This window comes from Paenibacillus sp. GP183, assembly GCF_900104695.1.
Taxonomy (GTDB): domain Bacteria; phylum Bacillota; class Bacilli; order Paenibacillales; family NBRC-103111; genus Paenibacillus_AI.
Genome location: NZ_FNSW01000001.1, coordinates 1,653,937 through 1,673,409, shown reverse-complemented (window position 1 = coordinate 1,673,409; position 19,473 = coordinate 1,653,937). Strand labels below are relative to the sequence as shown.

General features: G+C 45.6%; 18 protein-coding genes. 13 read left to right on the top strand and 5 right to left on the bottom strand.

Annotated elements, in window-relative coordinates:
• The first annotated feature begins 17 nt into the window (after nucleotides 1-17).
• Nucleotides 18-1,046, top strand: coding sequence for an alpha/beta fold hydrolase (locus BLV33_RS08350; protein ID WP_090790039.1), 1,029 nt, complete (start codon nucleotides 18-20; stop codon nucleotides 1,044-1,046).
• Between the two features lie 104 nt (nucleotides 1,047-1,150).
• Here BLV33_RS08350 and BLV33_RS08345 read toward each other — a convergent pair whose 3' ends face one another.
• From BLV33_RS08345 to BLV33_RS08335, 3 genes are read right to left on the bottom strand one after another with little or no spacing between them, the layout of a single operon-like run.
• The gene (locus BLV33_RS08345; protein ID WP_090790037.1) at nucleotides 1,151-1,603 is read right to left on the bottom strand and encodes a DinB family protein; all 453 of its coding nucleotides are present in this window, start codon (nucleotides 1,601-1,603) and stop codon (nucleotides 1,151-1,153) included.
• A gap of 53 nt (nucleotides 1,604-1,656) precedes the next feature.
• Complete coding sequence (locus BLV33_RS08340) at nucleotides 1,657-2,094, bottom strand: SRPBCC family protein (RefSeq protein WP_090790035.1); 438 nt, start codon at nucleotides 2,092-2,094, stop codon at nucleotides 1,657-1,659.
• Nucleotides 2,087-2,407, bottom strand: a complete 321-nt coding sequence (locus BLV33_RS08335) for an ArsR/SmtB family transcription factor (protein ID WP_090790033.1) — start codon at nucleotides 2,405-2,407, stop codon at nucleotides 2,087-2,089. The genes BLV33_RS08340 and BLV33_RS08335 overlap by 8 nt, the downstream gene beginning before the upstream one ends.
• Before the next feature lie 128 nt (nucleotides 2,408-2,535).
• Between BLV33_RS08335 and BLV33_RS08330 the strand changes: the two genes are divergently transcribed.
• Nucleotides 2,536-3,813, top strand: a complete 1,278-nt coding sequence (locus BLV33_RS08330; RefSeq protein WP_090790031.1) for an amidohydrolase — start codon at nucleotides 2,536-2,538, stop codon at nucleotides 3,811-3,813.
• 38 nt (nucleotides 3,814-3,851) lie between these two features.
• On the opposite strand, the gene BLV33_RS08325 is transcribed toward BLV33_RS08330, so the two are convergent.
• Nucleotides 3,852-4,754, bottom strand: coding sequence for a LysR family transcriptional regulator (locus BLV33_RS08325; RefSeq protein ID WP_090790029.1), 903 nt, complete (start codon nucleotides 4,752-4,754; stop codon nucleotides 3,852-3,854).
• A gap of 249 nt (nucleotides 4,755-5,003) precedes the next feature.
• On the opposite strand from BLV33_RS08325, the gene BLV33_RS08320 reads away from it, so the two are divergent.
• From BLV33_RS08320 to BLV33_RS08305, 4 genes are read left to right on the top strand one after another with little or no spacing between them, the layout of a single operon-like run.
• Nucleotides 5,004-6,140, top strand: a complete 1,137-nt coding sequence (locus tag BLV33_RS08320) for an AbrB family transcriptional regulator (protein ID WP_171909059.1) — start codon at nucleotides 5,004-5,006, stop codon at nucleotides 6,138-6,140.
• Nucleotides 6,141-6,179: 39 nt separating this feature from the next.
• On the top strand, nucleotides 6,180-7,517 hold the full coding sequence (locus BLV33_RS08315) for an amidase (RefSeq protein WP_090790025.1): 1,338 nt from the start codon (nucleotides 6,180-6,182) through the stop codon (nucleotides 7,515-7,517).
• Entirely contained in the window at nucleotides 7,514-7,693 is a 180-nt protein-coding gene (locus BLV33_RS08310; RefSeq protein ID WP_090790023.1) for a hypothetical protein, read from the top strand. The genes BLV33_RS08315 and BLV33_RS08310 overlap by 4 nt, the downstream gene beginning before the upstream one ends.
• Before the next feature lie 32 nt (nucleotides 7,694-7,725).
• Complete coding sequence (locus BLV33_RS08305) at nucleotides 7,726-8,757, top strand: Ldh family oxidoreductase (RefSeq protein WP_171909058.1); 1,032 nt, start codon at nucleotides 7,726-7,728, stop codon at nucleotides 8,755-8,757.
• 30 nt (nucleotides 8,758-8,787) lie between these two features.
• On the opposite strand, the gene BLV33_RS08300 is transcribed toward BLV33_RS08305, so the two are convergent.
• A complete protein-coding gene (locus tag BLV33_RS08300; RefSeq protein WP_090790019.1) occupies nucleotides 8,788-9,810 on the bottom strand; it encodes a LysR family transcriptional regulator in 1,023 nt (340 codons plus the stop codon).
• A gap of 245 nt (nucleotides 9,811-10,055) precedes the next feature.
• Between BLV33_RS08300 and BLV33_RS08295 the strand changes: the two genes are divergently transcribed.
• The 7 genes from BLV33_RS08295 to BLV33_RS08265 are packed head-to-tail and all read left to right on the top strand — an operon-like array spanning nucleotide 10,056 to nucleotide 19,467.
• Nucleotides 10,056-11,645 (top strand): amidase family protein, encoded by a 1,590-nt coding sequence (locus BLV33_RS08295; RefSeq protein WP_090790017.1) that lies wholly within the window; start codon nucleotides 10,056-10,058, stop codon nucleotides 11,643-11,645.
• A gap of 50 nt (nucleotides 11,646-11,695) precedes the next feature.
• The gene (locus tag BLV33_RS08290) at nucleotides 11,696-13,249 is read left to right on the top strand and encodes an amidase family protein (RefSeq protein ID WP_090790015.1); all 1,554 of its coding nucleotides are present in this window, start codon (nucleotides 11,696-11,698) and stop codon (nucleotides 13,247-13,249) included.
• Between the two features lie 54 nt (nucleotides 13,250-13,303).
• Complete coding sequence (locus tag BLV33_RS08285; protein WP_090790013.1) at nucleotides 13,304-14,920, top strand: ABC transporter substrate-binding protein; 1,617 nt, start codon at nucleotides 13,304-13,306, stop codon at nucleotides 14,918-14,920.
• A gap of 21 nt (nucleotides 14,921-14,941) precedes the next feature.
• Nucleotides 14,942-15,943: an ABC transporter ATP-binding protein gene (locus BLV33_RS08280; RefSeq protein WP_090790011.1), complete on the top strand. Its 1,002-nt coding sequence runs from the start codon at nucleotides 14,942-14,944 to the stop codon at nucleotides 15,941-15,943.
• A gap of 46 nt (nucleotides 15,944-15,989) precedes the next feature.
• Nucleotides 15,990-17,594 (top strand): ABC transporter substrate-binding protein, encoded by a 1,605-nt coding sequence (locus BLV33_RS08275; RefSeq protein WP_171909057.1) that lies wholly within the window; start codon nucleotides 15,990-15,992, stop codon nucleotides 17,592-17,594.
• Between the two features lie 14 nt (nucleotides 17,595-17,608).
• Complete coding sequence (locus tag BLV33_RS08270) at nucleotides 17,609-18,553, top strand: ABC transporter permease (protein ID WP_090790006.1); 945 nt, start codon at nucleotides 17,609-17,611, stop codon at nucleotides 18,551-18,553.
• A 14-nt stretch (nucleotides 18,554-18,567) separates the two neighbouring features.
• A complete protein-coding gene (locus tag BLV33_RS08265; protein ID WP_090790004.1) occupies nucleotides 18,568-19,467 on the top strand; it encodes an ABC transporter permease in 900 nt (299 codons plus the stop codon).
• Nucleotides 19,468-19,473 lie beyond the last annotated feature (6 nt).

The window sequence follows — 19,473 nt, the reverse complement described above, 5'->3', positions numbered from 1 at the left end:
AGGTTAGGTTCAACGATATGACAGAAAATGAACATATTACGGATTATGAAACCTTTGAATTAGGCGATGTTCATTTAAAAAGTGGGGCAACATTGCACAAGGCGAAGCTTGCCTACAAGACACATGGGACCTTGAACCGCAATAAAGACAATGTGATTGTGGTTCCCACTTGCTACTCGGCCACGCATAAAGACGAAGAGTACAGAATCGGAGAAGGGAAAGCGCTAGATCCGAGTAAATATTTCATTATTCAATTAAACCAGTTTGGGAACGGATTGTCATCCTCACCCAGCAACACACCGATGCCCTACGATCAGGGACGATTCCCGAACATAACCATACTTGATAATGTTGAATGCCAGCATAAATTGATCACTGAAAAATTTGGCATTGAACGTGTGGATCTAGTATGCGGTTATTCTATGGGGGCCCAACAGACTTTCCAATGGGCGGCTTCTTATCCTGATATGGTCGAACGTATTGCACCCTCATGTGGTACCGCATCAACAACTCCCCACAACTTCGTATTTATTGAGGGAATTAAAAGCGCTTTGCGTGCGGATGCGGCTTGGAACAACGGTTTCTATGACAAGCAACCGGTTACTGGTGTTCGGGCATTGGCTCGGGTTTATGCCGGTTGGGGACTATCGCAAGCTTTTTATTACCAAAAACTTTATCTCGATCATGGATATTCATCTCTTGAGGATTTCCTTATCCGTTTTTGGGAAGGGGGCTTCTTGAACAAGGATGCAAATAATTTATTATCCATGGCTTGGACCTGGCAGTATGGCGATATTGGCATGACACCCGGTTGCGACGGTAACCGCGAGAAAGCTTTAAGTCGCATAAAGGCCAAAGCAATGATTTTACCTGGGTTAACCGATCTTTATTTTCCACCAGAAGATATTCAATATGAAGCAAAATTTATTCCAAACGCAGAAGTTCGTGTCATTCCAAGTATTTACGGTCATTATGCCGGAGGAAGCTTTAACCAAACAGATATAAACTTCATCGATGAAGCCGTGAAAGAACTATTAAACGCATGATGACCCTGTAGAAATGCGGGGTCATCACCTTGGTTTTCTTACTTATTATGAAAAATCACAATACATGAAAATGTATAAAAATACAAGAATAAGTTACCCTTGAATCATTCCAGACTCAAATGATCCCAAATTTGCTTAAAATGGTGGGTATCGTGTTCTATGAAAACAGTTATGAAACTATCCTTTGTAAAATTATCAGTTCCGATTGTAAATTTTATATTGTTTTTAATACCAAACATTTTTTCAATTACTTGTTTTCGTGTTTGAGAAAACTCATCAATCAGAGAAACAACTGAATTGTATCTTTCTATATATTTTATTGCGTCCTGATTGTGAAGGTCAAAGTCAGGAAATGGGGGTAAGACGGCATTATTAGTTATATGCGGAACCAAATGGTCTAAAATAAACTTATCCCAGTAAAAAAGGTGACCAATTATTTCTCTAACAGACCACTTGCCTTCTTGAATAGGTTTGAGAAGAGAAGATTCAGGGATTTCCTTTAATTTTAAAACCTCAAGGATTGCATTTTCGTAATCTACAAACAATTTATTAGTCATTAACGTCCTCCATTGGCTTTATTTATGTTTGCAGCCGATTCAGTAGAATTAGCCTAAAGCAGGGTTTTGCCTGTTTCGAGCAGGCTCTTTAAATTGCTGAGAATGGCAGGCCAGCCATTATTAAATCCATTAAACTTGCCTTCATCTTTGCGAATATCCTTATCTAATAAATCCTCGTGTCGGAGCGTCAGTTTTATAGTAGAGTTCATGGGTGTTAATTCATATGTAACCTTAGAGATTCGATCTCCTTCAACGTCTTTGACGCTCCAAGTAACTGTGAGTAAACGATACGGCTCATATACAAGAACTTCACCATAATGTTCAACCTTATCTTTATTCATCAATTTAAAGCTGGAACCAACTTGCCAATCTGAAACGATTTCACTACCGAAAAAATACTGCTTGGTGAATTCACTGTTAGTTAGGGCTGCCCACAGCTTCTCGGATGTAGTTGCGATGTAAGTCACATAAACGAATGAAGTTTTATTCATGATTAGATTCCTCCTCCAAGGCTTGCTTTAGTGTGTTTAATGCCTCAATCCGGTGACGCTCAAACTTGCCGATCCAGCGTTGATAAATTTCCCCGATAGGTACCGGATTAAGATAATGCAGCTTTTCACGGCCTTGCCAAACGACAGTAACCAGATTTGCCTCTTCCAGCAGCAGAAGGTGCTTCGTAACAGCTTGACGAGTCATAGTCATTTGTTTACAGAGTTCTCCTAAGGATTGTCCGTTATTCGCGAACAAGAGGTCGAGTAATTCTCTGCGAGTTCCATCGGCAAGTGCTTTAAATACTTTGTCCATGCCCCTATTATATGCAACTATTTGATTGCATGTCAAGATAACAATATAAAGGATTTTTATCCTGTATGATATAATTAGTCAGAAAGATTCAAAGTAATGATGAAAATGGCGAAAGAGGCTGATTATCGATGAAAATAATTAATCCACACAATGTGATAGAGACCCGCCGTGATTTACATAGCCATCCTGAGGTTGGATTTACAGAATTTAGAACAGCTTCAAAAATAGTAGAAACATTAAAAGGCTTAGGGTATGAGGTTACATATGGAGATGATGCATTAGACATCGAATCGAGAAGGGGAGTACCGTCCGAAACCGAATTAGAAGCAGCTTATCAAAGGGCATTGCAAGACGGTGCAAATCCTGCAATTCTTGAGAAAATGAGAGGAGGGTATACAGCAGTAATTGGAATACTCAAAGGTAATGCAGTGGGTCCGACGATTGCATTTAGATTTGATATAGATGCTTTACCCATCAAGGAAAGTCAAGATCCCGAACATTTCCCTCAAATAAATGGATTTGGTTCGAAATATGAAGGATATATGCATGCTTGCGCACATGACGGCCATACAGCCATTGGTTTGGAGCTCGCAAGGAAAATGTCAGACCAGGATTTTTCCGGTACTTTAAAATTAATTTTCCAACCTGCCGAAGAAGCTGGAAGAGGGGCTTATTCCATCGTTCAGAAAGGGATTGTGGATGATGTTGATAAAATTTTTTGTTTGCATTTGGGGCTAGGTGTTCCACTAGGAGAAATTTGTGGGGGATCTAAAGATGTATTAGCTAATACAAGACTAAAGGCAGAATTCTACGGGGTTCCTTCTCATTCAGGTATATCACCTGAAAAAGGGCGTAATGCTTTGCTTGGGGCTTCTACAGCGTTGTTAAATATTCATGCAATACCTAGGTTTGGGAATAGTACAACAAGAGTGAACGTCGGGGTTTTAGAAGGTGGTACTGCCCCGAATATTGTTCCTGAATACGCAAAAATGATTATCGAGACGCGAGCAGTTTTATCTGAGGTGAACAAAGAATTAGAAAAACGGGTAAGGAACATTATCGCTCACAGTGCAGCTATGCACGAACTGGAATATAAGATTGAGATCATTGGGGAAGGAACCACTATGGAATGTGATGATGAGTTGATTTCAATCACTTTAGAGGAGGCAAACAAGGTAGAAGGTTTCCATTCTTTTAAAGAGCATTATTCATTTGGTGCAAGTGAGGATGCCAGTTTCTTGATTCAACGTGTTCAACAGCTTGGGGGGAAGGGTACATATATGGTTATTGGGACCCCATTAGCAGCGCCGCATCACCATCAACAATTTGATATTGATGAAAGGGTCCTTCCGATCAGTGCAATGTTAGTAGAGCGAATTGCGAGAAGAACACTAAGTAATAGCTGATGGATAACCAGCAAGGTATGTAATTTGGCGATTCCGCCTTACAAATTGGCGTATCGCAAATCAATATGTCGAAGTAGATGTTCGATAAATATTTCGTCCAGACTGTTCAATTCGTTTTTCCGGTAGACAATATAGGATTGGCGAGGAGGAAACGGGTTATTTACGATAGGAAGTTTTATCAATTCTTTGGATTCCAATTCCCTTAATACATAGGAGGGAGAGAAGAAAGAAATACCGGAATGATTGATGATTAAACTCTTGAGCAATTCCATGTTGTTGGTAGCGTATTTGACTTCATACGGATGCCCGGACCGATTTAAACACATGTCGATCGTATCCCGTAATTGTGATCCTTGCGGAAATAAGATTAAAGGTTCTTTCAATAGCCTTTCCATGGAGACGGAGGGCTCGTCAATTAGTGGGTGGCCTTTCGGCACAATGGCATACAATGGCTCGGTTATAATTTTCCGAAACATGATCTGACGATCGTAAATTGTAAATCTTGTCACTCCAAGCTCGAAGTGTTTGTTTTTGATCGCTTCGATGACCTCAAACGAATTATTGGAACGAACGGTGATTTGAGTGTCCGGATATTTTTGGATAAATGTATGAATGATATCGGGCAGTAAGTATGAGCAAAAAGTATTTGAAATTCCAATATCCAACTTCCCCAGCATTCCTTCCTTTAATTTTACCATCGCTTTACGGCCCAACTCCATCGATTCGACCACCTGCATCGCATGCGGAAGAAATGCCCGCCCCTCCTCCGTTAATCGCACCTCGCCTTTTCCGCGAATCAGCAATTTCTTGCCCAACTCATTTTCCAATTGCAAAATCCGGTATGAAACTGTGGGTTGAGGAATGAACAGTTCTTCTGCAGCTTTCTTATAGTTTTTTAAACGATATACGACAAGAAACGTTCGGACATGATCCTCATTCATTTCAGATCACCCTCTTTCTCACTTGCTATTTGTTACATTATATACCATCTATCACGATTTTTAATTAAAAAAGCTAATGTATACATGAGCTTTTTGTATTTTACTTTTCATAGATCGACGATTAAAATCGAAAATAACAATCAACATAACATTTCATATTAGAATATATAACATAAAGGGGGTAGACATGGAATTGGCTGGTATACAGCTTTCCAGATTCTTATGATTCGCCCGTTCAGGTCGATCGATTTGCGATCCTATTTGGCCGCTTTGAGTCTTACACTCGGATCCTTAGCGTTGGGGTGGACTTTTGTTTCGCTTGGATTTCGTTTAGGCTGGTTGTTTGGCGGAATGATCGGATCCGCAATATTTTCAAGCTATATTCGTCCCAGAATAAGGATATCCCTTCCCCTATCATTCAATCACATCCGTAAGGTCGGACAGGCGGTGCTCGGAGTCGGAATCGGTTCGATGCTGCACGTGATTGAGATCCTTCAGCTTCACTGGCTGTTAATAGATGTACTTGTCATGGTGGTTATTTCGCTGACTCTTTCATTTTCATTCGGATGGCTCTATTTCATCATTTCAAAAAAAGTTTCCTTGAAGACAGCCATATTTGCTACTCTTCCGGGCGGGGCTGGGATCATGGGAAGTGTAGCGAAGGAACATGGTGCAGATTCGTTGATTGTGACTTTACTTCAATCATTTCGTATCGTGTTTGTGGTAGTAATGGCATCGCTATTGGTAAGCCACGTCGGATCAGGAATGCCGCATCGTACGGTGGGGGGGTTCTCTGTATTGTTCCTGAGCACGCTCCAGTCTATCGGAATCACGGTCGTGCTTGCAGCAGGGGGAGCTTGGATGGCACAACGGCTTAGAATCACTACGGGAACGCTTCTTGGACCGTTACTTTTGACTGTCTTGTTCGTGAATACGGCCGGCATATTCATTCCTTTTGGTGTACCGAGAATTCTAAGCGTTACCGCTCAGATGTTTTTGGGAATTGCTCTCGGTAATGGACTGGGTGCCATCTTTAATATTGAGCGGATGAAACAATTGGCAATTGGTATTGTCATCATGGTCTGTACCGTTGCTTCCAATGCGCTTGTCGTCCTGTATTTGTTGACTGTACCCAAGTTATCGTGGGAATCTGCCGTTCTTAGTGCAGCACCAGGGGGCGCAGTGGAAATGATCGTGCTGGCCCAGTCCCTGAATTTGTCGCTTGAAATTATCGTAACAGCTCAAATCACCCGTCAAATACTCATTAACGTGATGGTGCCTTTATGGGTACTATTGGCTAATAAGAGCGAAAATTTCATTCTCGCTAAAAGGAAGAGAAGAAGCTTCGCTCAGGAAGAGAGTACGATTCTGGACACGAGAAACTGAATGTTTTGTCGATTTTAATAGAAGGGATGTGTTTCGAACGTGATTGCCATTGAGAATGATTTAACAAGTCTGGTTCATATGGTTAAGACTAAGCAAATTTCGTCTGTTGAACTGGTGAAGTACTTTTTGAGTGTCATCGAACAGAAGAATTCTGAAATTAATGCTTGGGTAACGATTTTGGGAGAGCAGGCGATTGAACAGGCTAAGTTACTTGAGCGAAAAATAATGGCTGGTGAAGATGCTGGTTATCTCGCTGGTATACCTTTCTCAGTAAAGGATATCTTTTTTACCAGTGGAATAAAAACGACTTGTGGTTCGAAGGTTATGGGAAATTACGTCTCGAACTATGATGCTGCAGCGGTTTCAAAATTAAAAAACGCGGGAGGGATTCTTCTTGGTAAGAACACGACAGCCGAATTTGCATTTTCCCACTTGACCCAAACCCGAAATCCATGGAATTTAGCGCATTCCCCCGGAGGTTCAAGTTCAGGTTCGGCAGCTGCGGTAGCGTCCGGTATGACGCCTTTCTCCCTTGGTTCCCAAACGGGCGGATCCTTAATCAGACCGGCTGCATATTGCGGATTGGTTGCCTTGAAACCGACATTGGGACGTTTAAGCCGCTATGGTGTCATTCCTGTTAGCTGGACGCTTGACCACATTGGCGCGTTAACAAAAACAGTTCAGGATCAGGCTCTGGTTTTGAACGTCATGTCTGGGTATGACAAAAATGATCCAATCTCGCTAAGGACAGAAAAAATCCAATCCCACATAACCAGGTTAAAAAATTTAAACGGGATCAAAATTGGTGTTCCCAAGCGATACTTTGACAACATAGAAGAAGATGTGAGGGTTTCTATTAATAAATGCATCCAAAATTTCATTGAATTGGGAGCTGTTACAATCGATATTGATTTGCCGGAATCTTTTGAGTCGGCTGTTTCTGCGCAAGCAATTATTTCTCATTCGGAAGCAAGCAGTTATCACATGGATACATATATCAAGAAAAAAGATTTATACGGGGAGAGTTTGCGCTATCGATTGGCTGTGGGAATGTCGATTCCCCAGACGGCTTATGTAAAGGCGCTGCAGGTTCGAAAAGTTTACATTCAGCAAATGCAATCGATTTTGAATTCTGTAGATGTAATGATAACCCCTTCTGCCCCGAATACGGCTCCGGAAGGATATGGAACTGGGGATCAGCGATTCAATTCTCCTTTCACATTAGCCGGCGTGCCCTCGTTAACTATTCCTTGCGGCGTTTCTAAATTGGGCCTGCCCATCGGTTGTCAACTTGTAGGAAAGGCATTATCGGAAGAAAGCTTATTAAGATTTGCTCTATTGTACGAAGAAAGTCATCCCATCGGCAGAAAGGTATGATCCATTTGAACCATAATGAAGTCAACCTGCAAAAAGTCATGACTGAGTATTTGGTCCAGGCCGGATTCATCAATGAGTCTGAAATTGAAAAGATTGAGGAACCGCTGCGGAATATGCTGAAAAATATCGAAACCGTCATGCAATATCCAATCGATCATGATGTGTTTCCCTTTTAATTAATTCATATTGCCAAGAGAGGAAAATGCAAATGGCACAAACGCTGAAACTGTCTATCAAGGAAGTGAATGACACGCTTACTCGCTTGTATGAGAAGACGGGGCTTCCGTCCGAAGAGTTGACTGTGCTGATCGATACACTGCTTGATGCCGAAATGAGAGGGATTCATACACACGGACTGCTGCGGGTCAAGATGTACTATGAAAAACTGAAAAGCGGATCGATTCGCATGCCCTCTAATCCGGAAATCGTAACAGATAATCAAGCAGTGGGGGCAATAGACGGGCGTCACGGTCTCGGGCAGTGGATTGCGTACCAAGGAATGCGGGAAGCAATCCGTAAAGCGAACCTGTTCGGCATCGGTGCTGTAACTGTCCGAGACAGCCAGCATTTTGGTACGGCCGGATACTATGCTAAACTGGCAGCGGACGAGAATATGATCGGTCTCGTATTTTCCAACGCATCTCCCAGACTGGCTCCGTGGGGAGGATTGAGCAAGCTTTTCGGCAACAATCCATGGGCGATCGGTGTACCTACTCCGGACAAGGAACTTCCGTTTGTATTGGATATTGCTAACAGTGTAGCCGCCGTAGGGAAAATTCGCAGTGCAATTACCCGAGGAGAGCAGATTAAGCCAGGTTGGGCGCTCGATCGCAACGGTAAACCGACAACCGATCCATTAGAAGCGATGCAAGGCATTATACTACCTTTTGCTGAGCATAAAGGATATGGCGTTACGCTTGCCGTCAGCTTGCTTACCTCACTGCTTGGAGGAGGCGCTTTCGACACCGAGGTCGAGCCGATGGACAACAAGGAGCGGCAGCAGCGGGTCAGCCATTTGTTGATAGCCATTCAAATCGGGTGGTTTCAAAATATTCAAATGTTTAAGGAAAGGGTAGGCCAGCTTATCGAACAGATTCATTCGTCGGAACTTGCCGATGGCTTTGACAATATTTATTATCCCGGAGAACGAGGTTACCGGCAAAAACGCAAGATACTCGAATCCGGCGTAATGGACTTACAGGCGTCGATATGGGAGGAAATAGTTGCACTGCTGGCATGAGGTCAGGAATTTAACGAATTCTGCATTTTCTTAATGTGGATAAGCAGTTCCAGGAAACTCCAACTCAACATTCGAAAACATAGAGGAAATCTGATGGATGATATCTGCCATGGCAAAGTTAAACGGTGCGTCGTCGGCATACACCAGATAAATGGTATTGGAGGGAATTCGTTCCCCCAAGTTGATCATCCGATAATTTTCCGGTTCTAGGACCTTATACGTCAGACCTTCGAAGGAATGCTCCAAAGGCTCGGGGTGAACCGAATTCAACAAAAACGAGGTTGGCAAAATGGCATACCCCATACCGTTAGAAACCATGAGCTTCAGCGTAATGATTGTATGGACATCCTGGATATCCTCGGGCATAGTCCCCAATAATTCGATCAAAATGCGATCCATGGTTTCTCGGTGCGGCAAATAGGAATGATTCGGATGGAGCAGAATAAAAGGTTTCTTCAATAGGTCCTTGACGTTTCCGAGATCTTCTCTAATCGGTTCCGGATCATTAATTGGAGCGAGGAGCACCATTTTCTCCTGAAATATGGGAATTGCCTTGAAGCCTTGCCGTTGATCGAAATAAGACGTAATGCCAATATGAATTTGGCCAATTTCAAGCAGATGCAAGATGACATTGTTATATGTGGAGAGGGCTTCGAACCGCAGGAGAGGGTATTTTTTGTTCAGCTCAATAAACAGCGGTGCGAGAATATTGGAACTTACCTGGCGGCATACTCCAATTTTCAGTTTATCCATGGACGTGTTCGATTGGGGTGATTCTTTGTCCTTTTCGAGCTGACTCAATTTATTGATCATTTGGATAATTTCATCCATTTCTTGTGTGAGCCTAAGAGCATGCATTAAGAAAATCGTGCCGTGATCGGTTAATTTTACCCCCTCCCAGTTTCTTTCGAGCAAATGGATTCCTAACTGCTCCTCCAATTTTTTGAGTTTTGTCGTTAAAGTAGGCTGAGTAAAGTGCAGTTTTTGAGAGGCTTTGGAAATGCTTTTTTCCCGAGCAACAGTAATAAAAGAATGTAAATCATTCCAATTCATTACATACCCTCCTTATATTCACTTCAAACGCGACCCCACATATCTACCCCGCTTCTCTACTCAGAAATAAACAATAAATCTTTATGTGTTACATATAATAACATATAACTTACAGTGCTTCATGGGAATATCGATTTAATTCAAAAAAATTTTGGGTATTGTTTTTTTCTATTACCTTATATTTACAAGTAAATGCTATTGTGTGTTATATAAATTAACATTAATCACAAAAAGGAGAGATAGCCATGCTAAGGATTCCTGATGTGGATGAAGTTATGGATTACGCTTGTTCTCTTGGCTTTGATTTTACGCAAACGGAGGCGGAAGTAGTACAGAAGGCGATGGCCGAGCAGTTAATCGGTTTGGATCAATTTTACGAAATGCGGATCGAGGAAGATCGTTTGCCGCTTCGTTACCTCACTAGGGATTCCGGATACCGGCCGACGGAACAGGAGGATCCGCTAAACGCATTTCTCTGCAAGTGCCGCATCGAAGGATCCGGTGAGGGGCTGTTGAAAGGGAAGACTGTAGCACTCAAGGATCATGTCAGTGTGGCGGGAGTGCCGCTCAGCTTCGGATCTCACTTTATGGAAGGATATGTTCCGGACTTTGATGCGACGATCGTAACCCGGCTGCTCGATCACGGTGCGACAATCACCGGGAAATTAAACATGAACGATTTTTCAAACGGCGGATCGACCTTTGGCATCGGCGATTACGGCAGAGTGCTGAACCCGCACATGCCGGATCACGTTACAGGGGGATCGTCCACCGGTTCGGGAGCGGCTGTAGCGGGGGGTTACGTCGATATCGCCATCGGCGGAGACCAGGGTGGTTCCATTCGCATCCCAAGCGCCTGGTGCGGCGTGGTCGGAATCAAGGCGACCTTCGGTCTGATTCCGCATACCGGGGTATTCGGCTCGGAGCCGAGCATCGATTATGTCGGTCCGATGGCTCGGAGCGTGGAAGATATCGCGATGACATTAGAATGCATTGCTGGAGCGGACGGATATGATCCGCGTCAGGTCCGTGTTCCGGAGATACCCTCTTATTCCAAACTTCTGGAAGGAGGGGTGAAAGGATTAAAAATTGGCATCCTGACGGAAGGCTTTGACATCGAAGGGATGCAGAAGGAAGTCAGGGATGCCGTGCTTTCAGCCATCGACCAGCTCGAGGAAGCGGGAGCGATCATCAGCAAAGTTTCCGTTCCCGTACACAAATCCGATGCCGCTCTTGCGTTTTCCGCACTCTCGCTGGCAGGCGCCAAGTACTTGTATGACACCAATTTTGGCGGAGCGTTTGCCAAAACCTATTACCCAGCATCCTTGATTGCAACCATAGGACGGTTTAAGCAAAGCCACGCATACGAACTCCCCATCCTCATGAAACAGAATTTAACCCTCGGACACTACCTGCACAAAAAATACCATGGTCGTTTGTATGCCAAGGCTCACAACGTAAGAAATCCCATCATTAAGGAATATGACAAGGCATTTTCGCAGGTTGATCTTCTGGTTATGCCTTCCGTACCAACTACGGCTCCACCTTATCGAATCACCCAAAATGCTAAGGATGCGCTGGAAGAAACCTTGTCGGCTCATGCGGGTCCGACCGATCCGGTCAACATTAGAGGTAAAAATATGCGGCAATTTAACTTCACCGGTCACCCGGCGATCAGCGTGCCCTGCGGTAAGGCAGGCGGTCTGCCGATCGGATTGCAGCTGGTGGCCCGGCATTTCGACGAAACGAATCTGCTCCGTGCTGCTTATGCCGTGCAGCAATCCGTGAAGTACGAATATCTGCCAGTTACCCCGAAGGAAATCGTCACTGTCTGAGTGTTTCGAAAAACTTGCCTTACATATAAAAAAGCCAAGGAGATGGAGCCATGTTAAGGATTCCTGAAGTGGAAGAGGTTATGGAGCTAGGCAAGGAACTTGGATTCAATTTTACCCGGACTGAAGCGGAGATTGTGCAGGATAGAATCGCGAGCTCTCTGCAAGAATTGGATGAGTTTTATGAAATGCGGATCGAAGAAGAACGTTTGCCGCTTCGTTATTTGACTCGGGATCCCGGTTACCGGCCTTCCGCCGAAGAGGATCCGTATAACGCGTTCATTCGCAAATGCCGTGTCGAGGGAGCCGAGGAAGGCATTCTCAAGGGAAAAACAGTCGCCTTGAAGGATCATGTGGCCGTAGCTGGCATCCCGCAATCTTTTGGTTCTCACTTTATGGACGGATATATTCCCGACTACGATGCGACGATTGTAACCCGGCTGCTCGATCACGGCGCAACCATTACCGGCAAGCTGAACATGCATGACTTTTCCAGCGGAGGCATGATCGGAGTCGGCAATTTCGGCCGTACCCAGAACCCCCATAATCCGGATCATGTACCCGGCGGTTCCTCCTCCGGCTCCGGGGCAGCCTTAGCCGCCGGTTTAGTGGATATTTCAATCGGCGGGGATCAGGGAGGCTCCGTGCGCAATCCCGCCCATTATTGCGGTGTCGTCGGACTGAAGCCGACGTTCGGACTGATACCGCATACGGGTGTTGTCGGCGCCGATCCCAGTCTGGACTATCTCGGTCCAATGGCGCGCCGGGTTGAGGATGTGGCGGCGGCGCTGCAGTGCCTGGCCGGACCGGATGGCTATGATCCGCGACAAACCGAGATGCCGGAAATACCGAATTATACGGAATTGTTGGATCGTGGCGTCAAAGGCTTGAAAATCGGCATTTTAACAGAGGGGTTCGGATATGAAGGCATGGAAAAGGATGTGGAAGAGGCGGTTTTGTCGGCAGTTGATGTGCTGCGCCATGCCGGAGCCGAGGTGAAGAAAGTGTCGATTCCGATGCATACCGACGCCCACATAGCGGGTTCTGCGATCATGCTGGAGGGCACCAAGTATTTGTTTGACACTAACTTTGGCGGTGCTTTTGCCGCTACTTATTATCCGACTTCGCTCATTACGACGATCGGCCGATTCAAGCAAAGCCATGGCCATGAATGGCCGTTGACCTTCAAGCTCAATATGACGCTGGCCGAATATCTGCACGAACGCTACCATGGACGGCTGTATGCAAAAGCGCAAAACGTCCGCAAAACAGTAAAGAAGGCATATGACAAAGCATTTGCAGAGGTCGATTTGCTTGTATGCCCAACAAAACCGAACAAAGCGCCGAAGTTCGTGGAAGCCCGAAATTATGTGGAAGCCATGGAACATTATCTCAATCGTGGAGGTGCCGCCCATTCCCGAAATACGATGCCGTTTAATTACACCGGCCATCCGGCAATCAGCGTGCCATGCGCCAAATCCGAAGGCTTGCCGATCGGCATGCAGCTGATCGCTCCACATTTCCAGGATCTGTTGTTGCTGCAAACCGCGTACGCATTCCAGGAAACAGTGGACATGAGTAAGCTTCAAACGGTACTTGCCATATAAACCAATCCAAAGCAGATATGGTTCAAGATCTGATTGAGAAAAGGGAGGTCATACATGATGAAGCTGAGGTTTAGTTACGGCAATTCCTACAGATCGCTGGCCTTCTTGATCATTATAATGATGATCATTATGGCAGGTTGTGCGGGAGGTGCCAATAACAAGTCGTCGTCCAAAACCAGCACGTTGGTTATTGCCATGTCTGCTTCCAATCTTCCGGTAGCCGATTCTTCTCCGACTGAGGGAGCGGAAGGCTGGAGATTTGTCGGATTCCAGCTTTATGACGGGATGGCAAGGTTCAACCTGAGACAAGGGGAAAAGCCTGCCGATATCGAACCGGGACTCGCCGAATCCTGGGAAGTATCAAAAGATGATACGACCCTATGGACATTCCATTTAAGAAAGAACGTTACATTTCATGACGGAAACCCCTTTAATGCGGATGCGGTTATTTTTGCTATGGATCGGATATTAAAAAAGGATTCTCAGTATTACAGTGCGCAAACCGCAGCCGGTATCTTAATCTATCTGAAATATATCGAATCTTATAACAAATTGGATGATTATACCGTACAAATCAAGACCAAAAAACCATACAGTTTTCTTCCGTATGATATCCCTTTTATAGCAATTCCCAGTCCAGAGGCTGTGAAAAAATATGGGAAGGAATTTCCTAACCATCCTTCCGGTACCGGCCCATTTAAATTTGTGAGTATGCAGCAAGGGCAAGAGTTTGTTATGGAGAAAAACGACAAATATTGGGGCAGCATCCCCAAGGTAGATAAGGTCATCCTTCGGCCCGTTCCGGATTCGTCCGCCCGATTGGCGGCTCTGCAGTCCGGACAGGTGAATTGGGCGGAAATTCCCCCTCCGGAGTCCGTAGGTAAATTGAAATCATCCGGATTTCAGGTGTTTTTGAATAATTATCCGCATATTTGGCCTTATGTTTTGAATTTGAAGGAGGGACCTTGGAGCGATAAACGGGTTCGTCAAGCCGCCAACTTCGCGATTGACCGCGAAGGATTAAGCAAGTCGTTATTAAACGGAGTTGCCGCACCTGCCGTGCAGCTGGTCTATTCGGGGCATCAGTGGTTCAACGACAAGGCGATCAAGTATACTTATGACCCTGAAAAGTCGAAAAAAATGCTCGCCGAAGCAGGCTATCCGAACGGATTTCAAACAACGTTCTTGGTCCCGACCAGCGGTTCCGGAAATATGTGGCCGCTGCCGATGAATGAGTTTGTCCAAAAAAACTTAAAAGCGGTAGGTATCGACGTGAAGATTGAAGCACTCGAATGGCAAACCCTGCTCACCCAATATAGAGCCGGATTCCCTGCAGGCAAGGAAGTGGGTGCCTATAACATCTCACTCGGATTTGCATTTCCATCGATATTTGAACGCTTCTTCGCTACAAGCTCCATCTTACCGAACGGGAGCAATATCGGATTGTACTCAAGTCCTGCCTATGACGATTTGTTGAGTAAAGCCAGGCAGTCGTTCAATACTTCGGAAAGGGACGCTTTTTTGAAAGAGGCAGCAGGAATTATAGCCGAGGACGCGCCGTGGTTGTTTGTCGTACACGATCTGAATTTGCGAGTCTTATCGCCGAATGTCAAAGGATTCATACAGCCCCAGTCTTGGTACGCGGATTTGACTTCAATCCATATTGATTAACCCAGAAAGGCGGAGAGGAACATGGCTGAAGTATTGAGGATTGAGAATCTGGTAACAGAGTTTTCCACCAAAATAGGGATGGTTGCCGCCGTCCGGGGTGTGAATTTAAATGTGAAGAAAGGAAAAACGTTGGTAGTGATCGGCGAATCCGGCTCCGGGAAAAGTGTAATGCTTCGCTCCATATTACGGATCGCGCCTCCGGATGCCAAGCTTTCCGGTTCCATCCGGTTTCAGGGAGTGGATATTCTTCATAGTCCGCAAAAAGACATACAAGCCATACGGGGCAATCGGATCGCGATGATTTTTCAAGACTCATTATCTGCGCTGGATCCCCTGTATCGGGTGGGAGCTCAAATTGAAGAAACGATCATAACCCACCAAAAGATAGGGCGTAACGCAGCGAAGGCCCAGGTTGTCGAGCTCTTTCAAAAAGTCGGCATCCCCTCCCCGAAAGAACGGACCAGGGTTTACCCTCATGAGATGAGCGGGGGGATGAGGCAGCGTGCCGTTATTGCAATGGCGTTGGCTTGTAAACCCGATGTTTTGCTTGCCGATGAACCTACAACTGCATTAGATGTGACGATTCAGGCGCAAATATTAAATCTGTTTAAAAATATTCAAGCGGAATTTGGCATGTCAATTGTGCTGGTCACGCATGATATCGGGGTAGCGGCAGAAATGGCCGATGATATTGCCGTTATGTACGCGGGGAAAATTGTGGAATATGGGAAGGTGGAACAAATCCTGTCCGAACCGGCGCATCCGTATACCAAGGGGTTAATGGCAGCAACACCGCGAAAAGGCCAGAGGGGAAGACTGGTAACCATCCCGGGGCAGCCGCCGTTAATTACAAAAATGCCCGTCGGCTGCGCTTTTGCCGAGAGATGCCCTGATGCCCAAACTTCTTGTTCAGAGGGGCATCCCGATTTAATTCAATTAAAATCCGATCATCAGGCCGCCTGCATCTTATTGAATGAAGCCAACGCCAGCCACAACGATCAAAGGAGGTACGCCCATCATTAACCGGGGTTTCTGCGGATGGTCAAATAAAAAAGGAGGTCGGCTATCAATGAAACCCAAGATGCCCAATGGCAAAGTCAATCGTTTTATAATTCTGTTCATTGTTGCTGTGATGATTATTTTAACCGGCTGCAGCGGCGCTAAAACTGCTGGTAAAAAGAGCACATTGGTCATCGCCATGTCCGCCGCCAATATACCGGTTCCCGATTCCGTTCCTACCGAAGGCTCTGAGGGTTGGAGATTTGTAGGGTATCAACTTTACGACACTTTGGTGCTGTGGGACCTGAGTCAGGGAAACAAACCTGCCGAGGTCAAACCGGGCTTGGCTGAATCATGGGAAATTTCCAAAGAGGACCCGACGTTATGGACCTTCCATTTGCGAAAAAACGTCACATTTCATGACGGAACCCCCTTTAATGCAGATGCGGTCATGTTTACTATGGATCGGCTTAAAAAACCGGATTCGCCCTATTACAAAGCGCAGCTGATTGCAGGTATCGTATCGTATCTTAAAAATATTGATTCCTACAGCAAAGTAGACGATTATACCGTGCAAATAAAGACCAAAGGACCATACAGCTTTTTTCCGTACGATTTGACCAATATAGCCGTGCCTAGTCCGGAGGCTGTGAAAAAATATGGCCAGGATTATTTCAACCATCCCATCGGCACTGGTCCTTTTAAATTTGTGAGCCTTAAACAAGGGCAAGAGATGGTGATGGAGAAAAACACCAAATATTGGGGCAATATTCCTAAAGTGGATCAGGTTATCCTTCGACCGGTTCCGGATCCGTCAGCCAGATTGGCGGCGCTGCAATCAGGCCAGGTAAATTGGGCGGAAATTCCTCCTCCGGAGTCCGTAAGCCAGTTAAAATCCTCCGGCTTTCAAGTTTTGTTAAATGATTACCCGCATATTTGGCCCTTAATATTGAATATGAAAGAAGGCCCTTGGAAAGATAAACGGGTTCGCCAAGCCGCCAACTATGCGATTGACCGTGAAGGCTTAAGCAAATCGTTATTAAACGGTGTGGCCAGGCCCGCCACTCAAATGCTTTATCCGGGTCATAAGTGGTACAACGATAAAGTCGCCAAGTACACTTACGACCCCGAAAAGGCGAAAAAATTGCTTGCCGAAGCCGGCTACTCCAATGGCTTTTCAACGACGTTTGTCGTTCCGACGAGCGGTTCGGGGAATATGTGGCCGCTGCCGATGAACGAGTTTATCCAGAAGAACTTAAAGGCTGTTGGTATTGATGTGAAGATTGAAGCTCTGGAGTGGCAAACCCTGCTTACTCAATACAGAGCGGGATTTCCTGCCGGAAAAAATATAGGGGCCTATAACGTCTCGCTGAATCCGATCATGCCTTCGGCGTATGAACGCTATTTCGCTACAAGCTCCTTTATACCGAACGGAAGCAATGCCCCGGAGTATTCCAATCCGCAGTTCGACGAATTATTGAAAAAAGCCAAACAAACGTTCAATGCTTCTGAAATGGACGCTTACTTGCAAGAGGCAGAAGGTATTGTAGCGGATGACGCTCCGTGGTTATTTGTTGTACATGATTTGAATTTACGGGTGCTTGCTCCGAACGTCAAAGGATTTATTCAGCCTCAGTCCTGGTTCGCCGACTTGACTACCATCCATATGGAATAAAGGAGGGATCGAACATGCTACACTTTTTGCTGAAACGATTGACCTTGATGATTCCTACACTGCTGGGTGTAACGGTTGTCGTCTTTCTCATGCTGCAGATCGTCCCGGGTGATCCCGTCAACACTATTCTTCCCCCGGATGCTTCGCAAGCGGACCGGCAGAAAATCACCGAAGAATTAGGGCTTAATAAGCCCCTTTACATCCAGTATTTCAGTTGGCTGTTTCATATCCTTCAGGGTGACTTGGGACGTTCGATTATTAAACGGATTGCAGTGAATCAATTGATGTTCGAAGGGTTGTGGAACACCTTCATCTTGGCGCTGGCAGCCGGGGTATTGGCATTCAGCCTCAGCATCGTTGTCGGCGTTTACAGTGCCTATAATCCAAAATCGTGGACGGCTTCGATGGCCAATATGATCGGTTTGACAGGCGTTGCCATACCCAACTTTTGGGTGGCGCTCATTTTGATCGGTATTTTTTCGGTACTGCTGGGATGGCTCCCGCCCTCCGGCATGAAAAATATTGGTGGAGGAGGTATCGGGGATCTTCTTACGCATTTGATTTTGCCGGCTGTTGCCGCAGGCATGACGACACTTGGTGTGATGACCAGAATGATTCGAAGCACCGTATACGATCTTCTGCATCAAGATTTTGTCACTACGCTCAAGGCCAAAGGAGCCAAATCCTCGACCATTTTGCTTCATGTGCTGAAAAACGGGACACCGACCATATTGACCGTAGCGGGACTGCAGTTCGGGTATCTCTTGGGCGGATCGGTCTTGGTCGAAACCGTATTTTCCTGGCCGGGTGTCGGGCAGCTCATCTACCAAGCGATCAGCCAGAGAGACTTTCCGGTTATTCAAGCGGGGGTGTTGATCATCGCGGTGATGTTTGTATGCTTGAATGTGATTGTTGATTTAGTCCATGGCCTGATTGATCCAAGGATAAGGCATACGTAAGGAAGGAGGACGCTATGATTAACCAAAATGTGGGTGCGGTAACGGAAAAAGCTGTTTTATTTAAAAAGCGAAAAGAAGATTCTCAGATACTTTTGTTGTGGGACGCCTTTTACCGAAACAGGATAGCGTTTATCTCGCTGATTGTATTGCTTCTCATTATCGTATCCAGTGTTTTTGCGTCGTTCATTGCCCCGTATGACCCGCTGGCAGGGAAGGTTACGGAAAGATTGCTCCCCCTCGGTACACAAGGGCACATTCTGGGAACGGACGAACAAGGGCGCGATATATGGACACGGATATTATACGGCGGACGACTGAGTCTGTTTGCCGGGCTGATGCCTGTGTTGATTGCCGCAAGTATCGGTGGATTTTTAGGAGTAACCGCAGGTTACTTTGGAGGTTGGCTTAACACAGTTATCATGCGGACGCTCGATATTTTTTACTCCTTCCCGGCCGTGCTGCTGGCCATAGGCATATCCTCCGCGCTGGGCCAGGGCATAGGCAATATCATCATCGCGATATCGATTGTTTTTATACCGCCGGTCGCGCGGATTGCCGAGTCCGCTGTCAAGGGGGTGAAAGCGGAGGAATTTATTGAAGCGGCAAAATCAAGCGGAGCGCGATCGTTTTCGATTATACGCTACCATATCATTATGAATATTTTCAGTAAGGTGTTTGTTTACAGCACAACCCAGATCAGCATCAGCCTAGTGCTCGCTTCCGGTTTAAGCTTTTTGGGATTGGGCGTCTCGCCGCCGGCTGCCGAGTGGGGGATTATGCTGAACAACCTAAAGCAGCAAATTTTTATCAATCCCATTGTCACGATTATTCCTGGTGCCTTTATATTCGCGAGTGCATTGACTATTAATTTGGTGGCGGACGGACTGAGAGACGCTTTGGAATCGAAGCGGTGAAAGGAG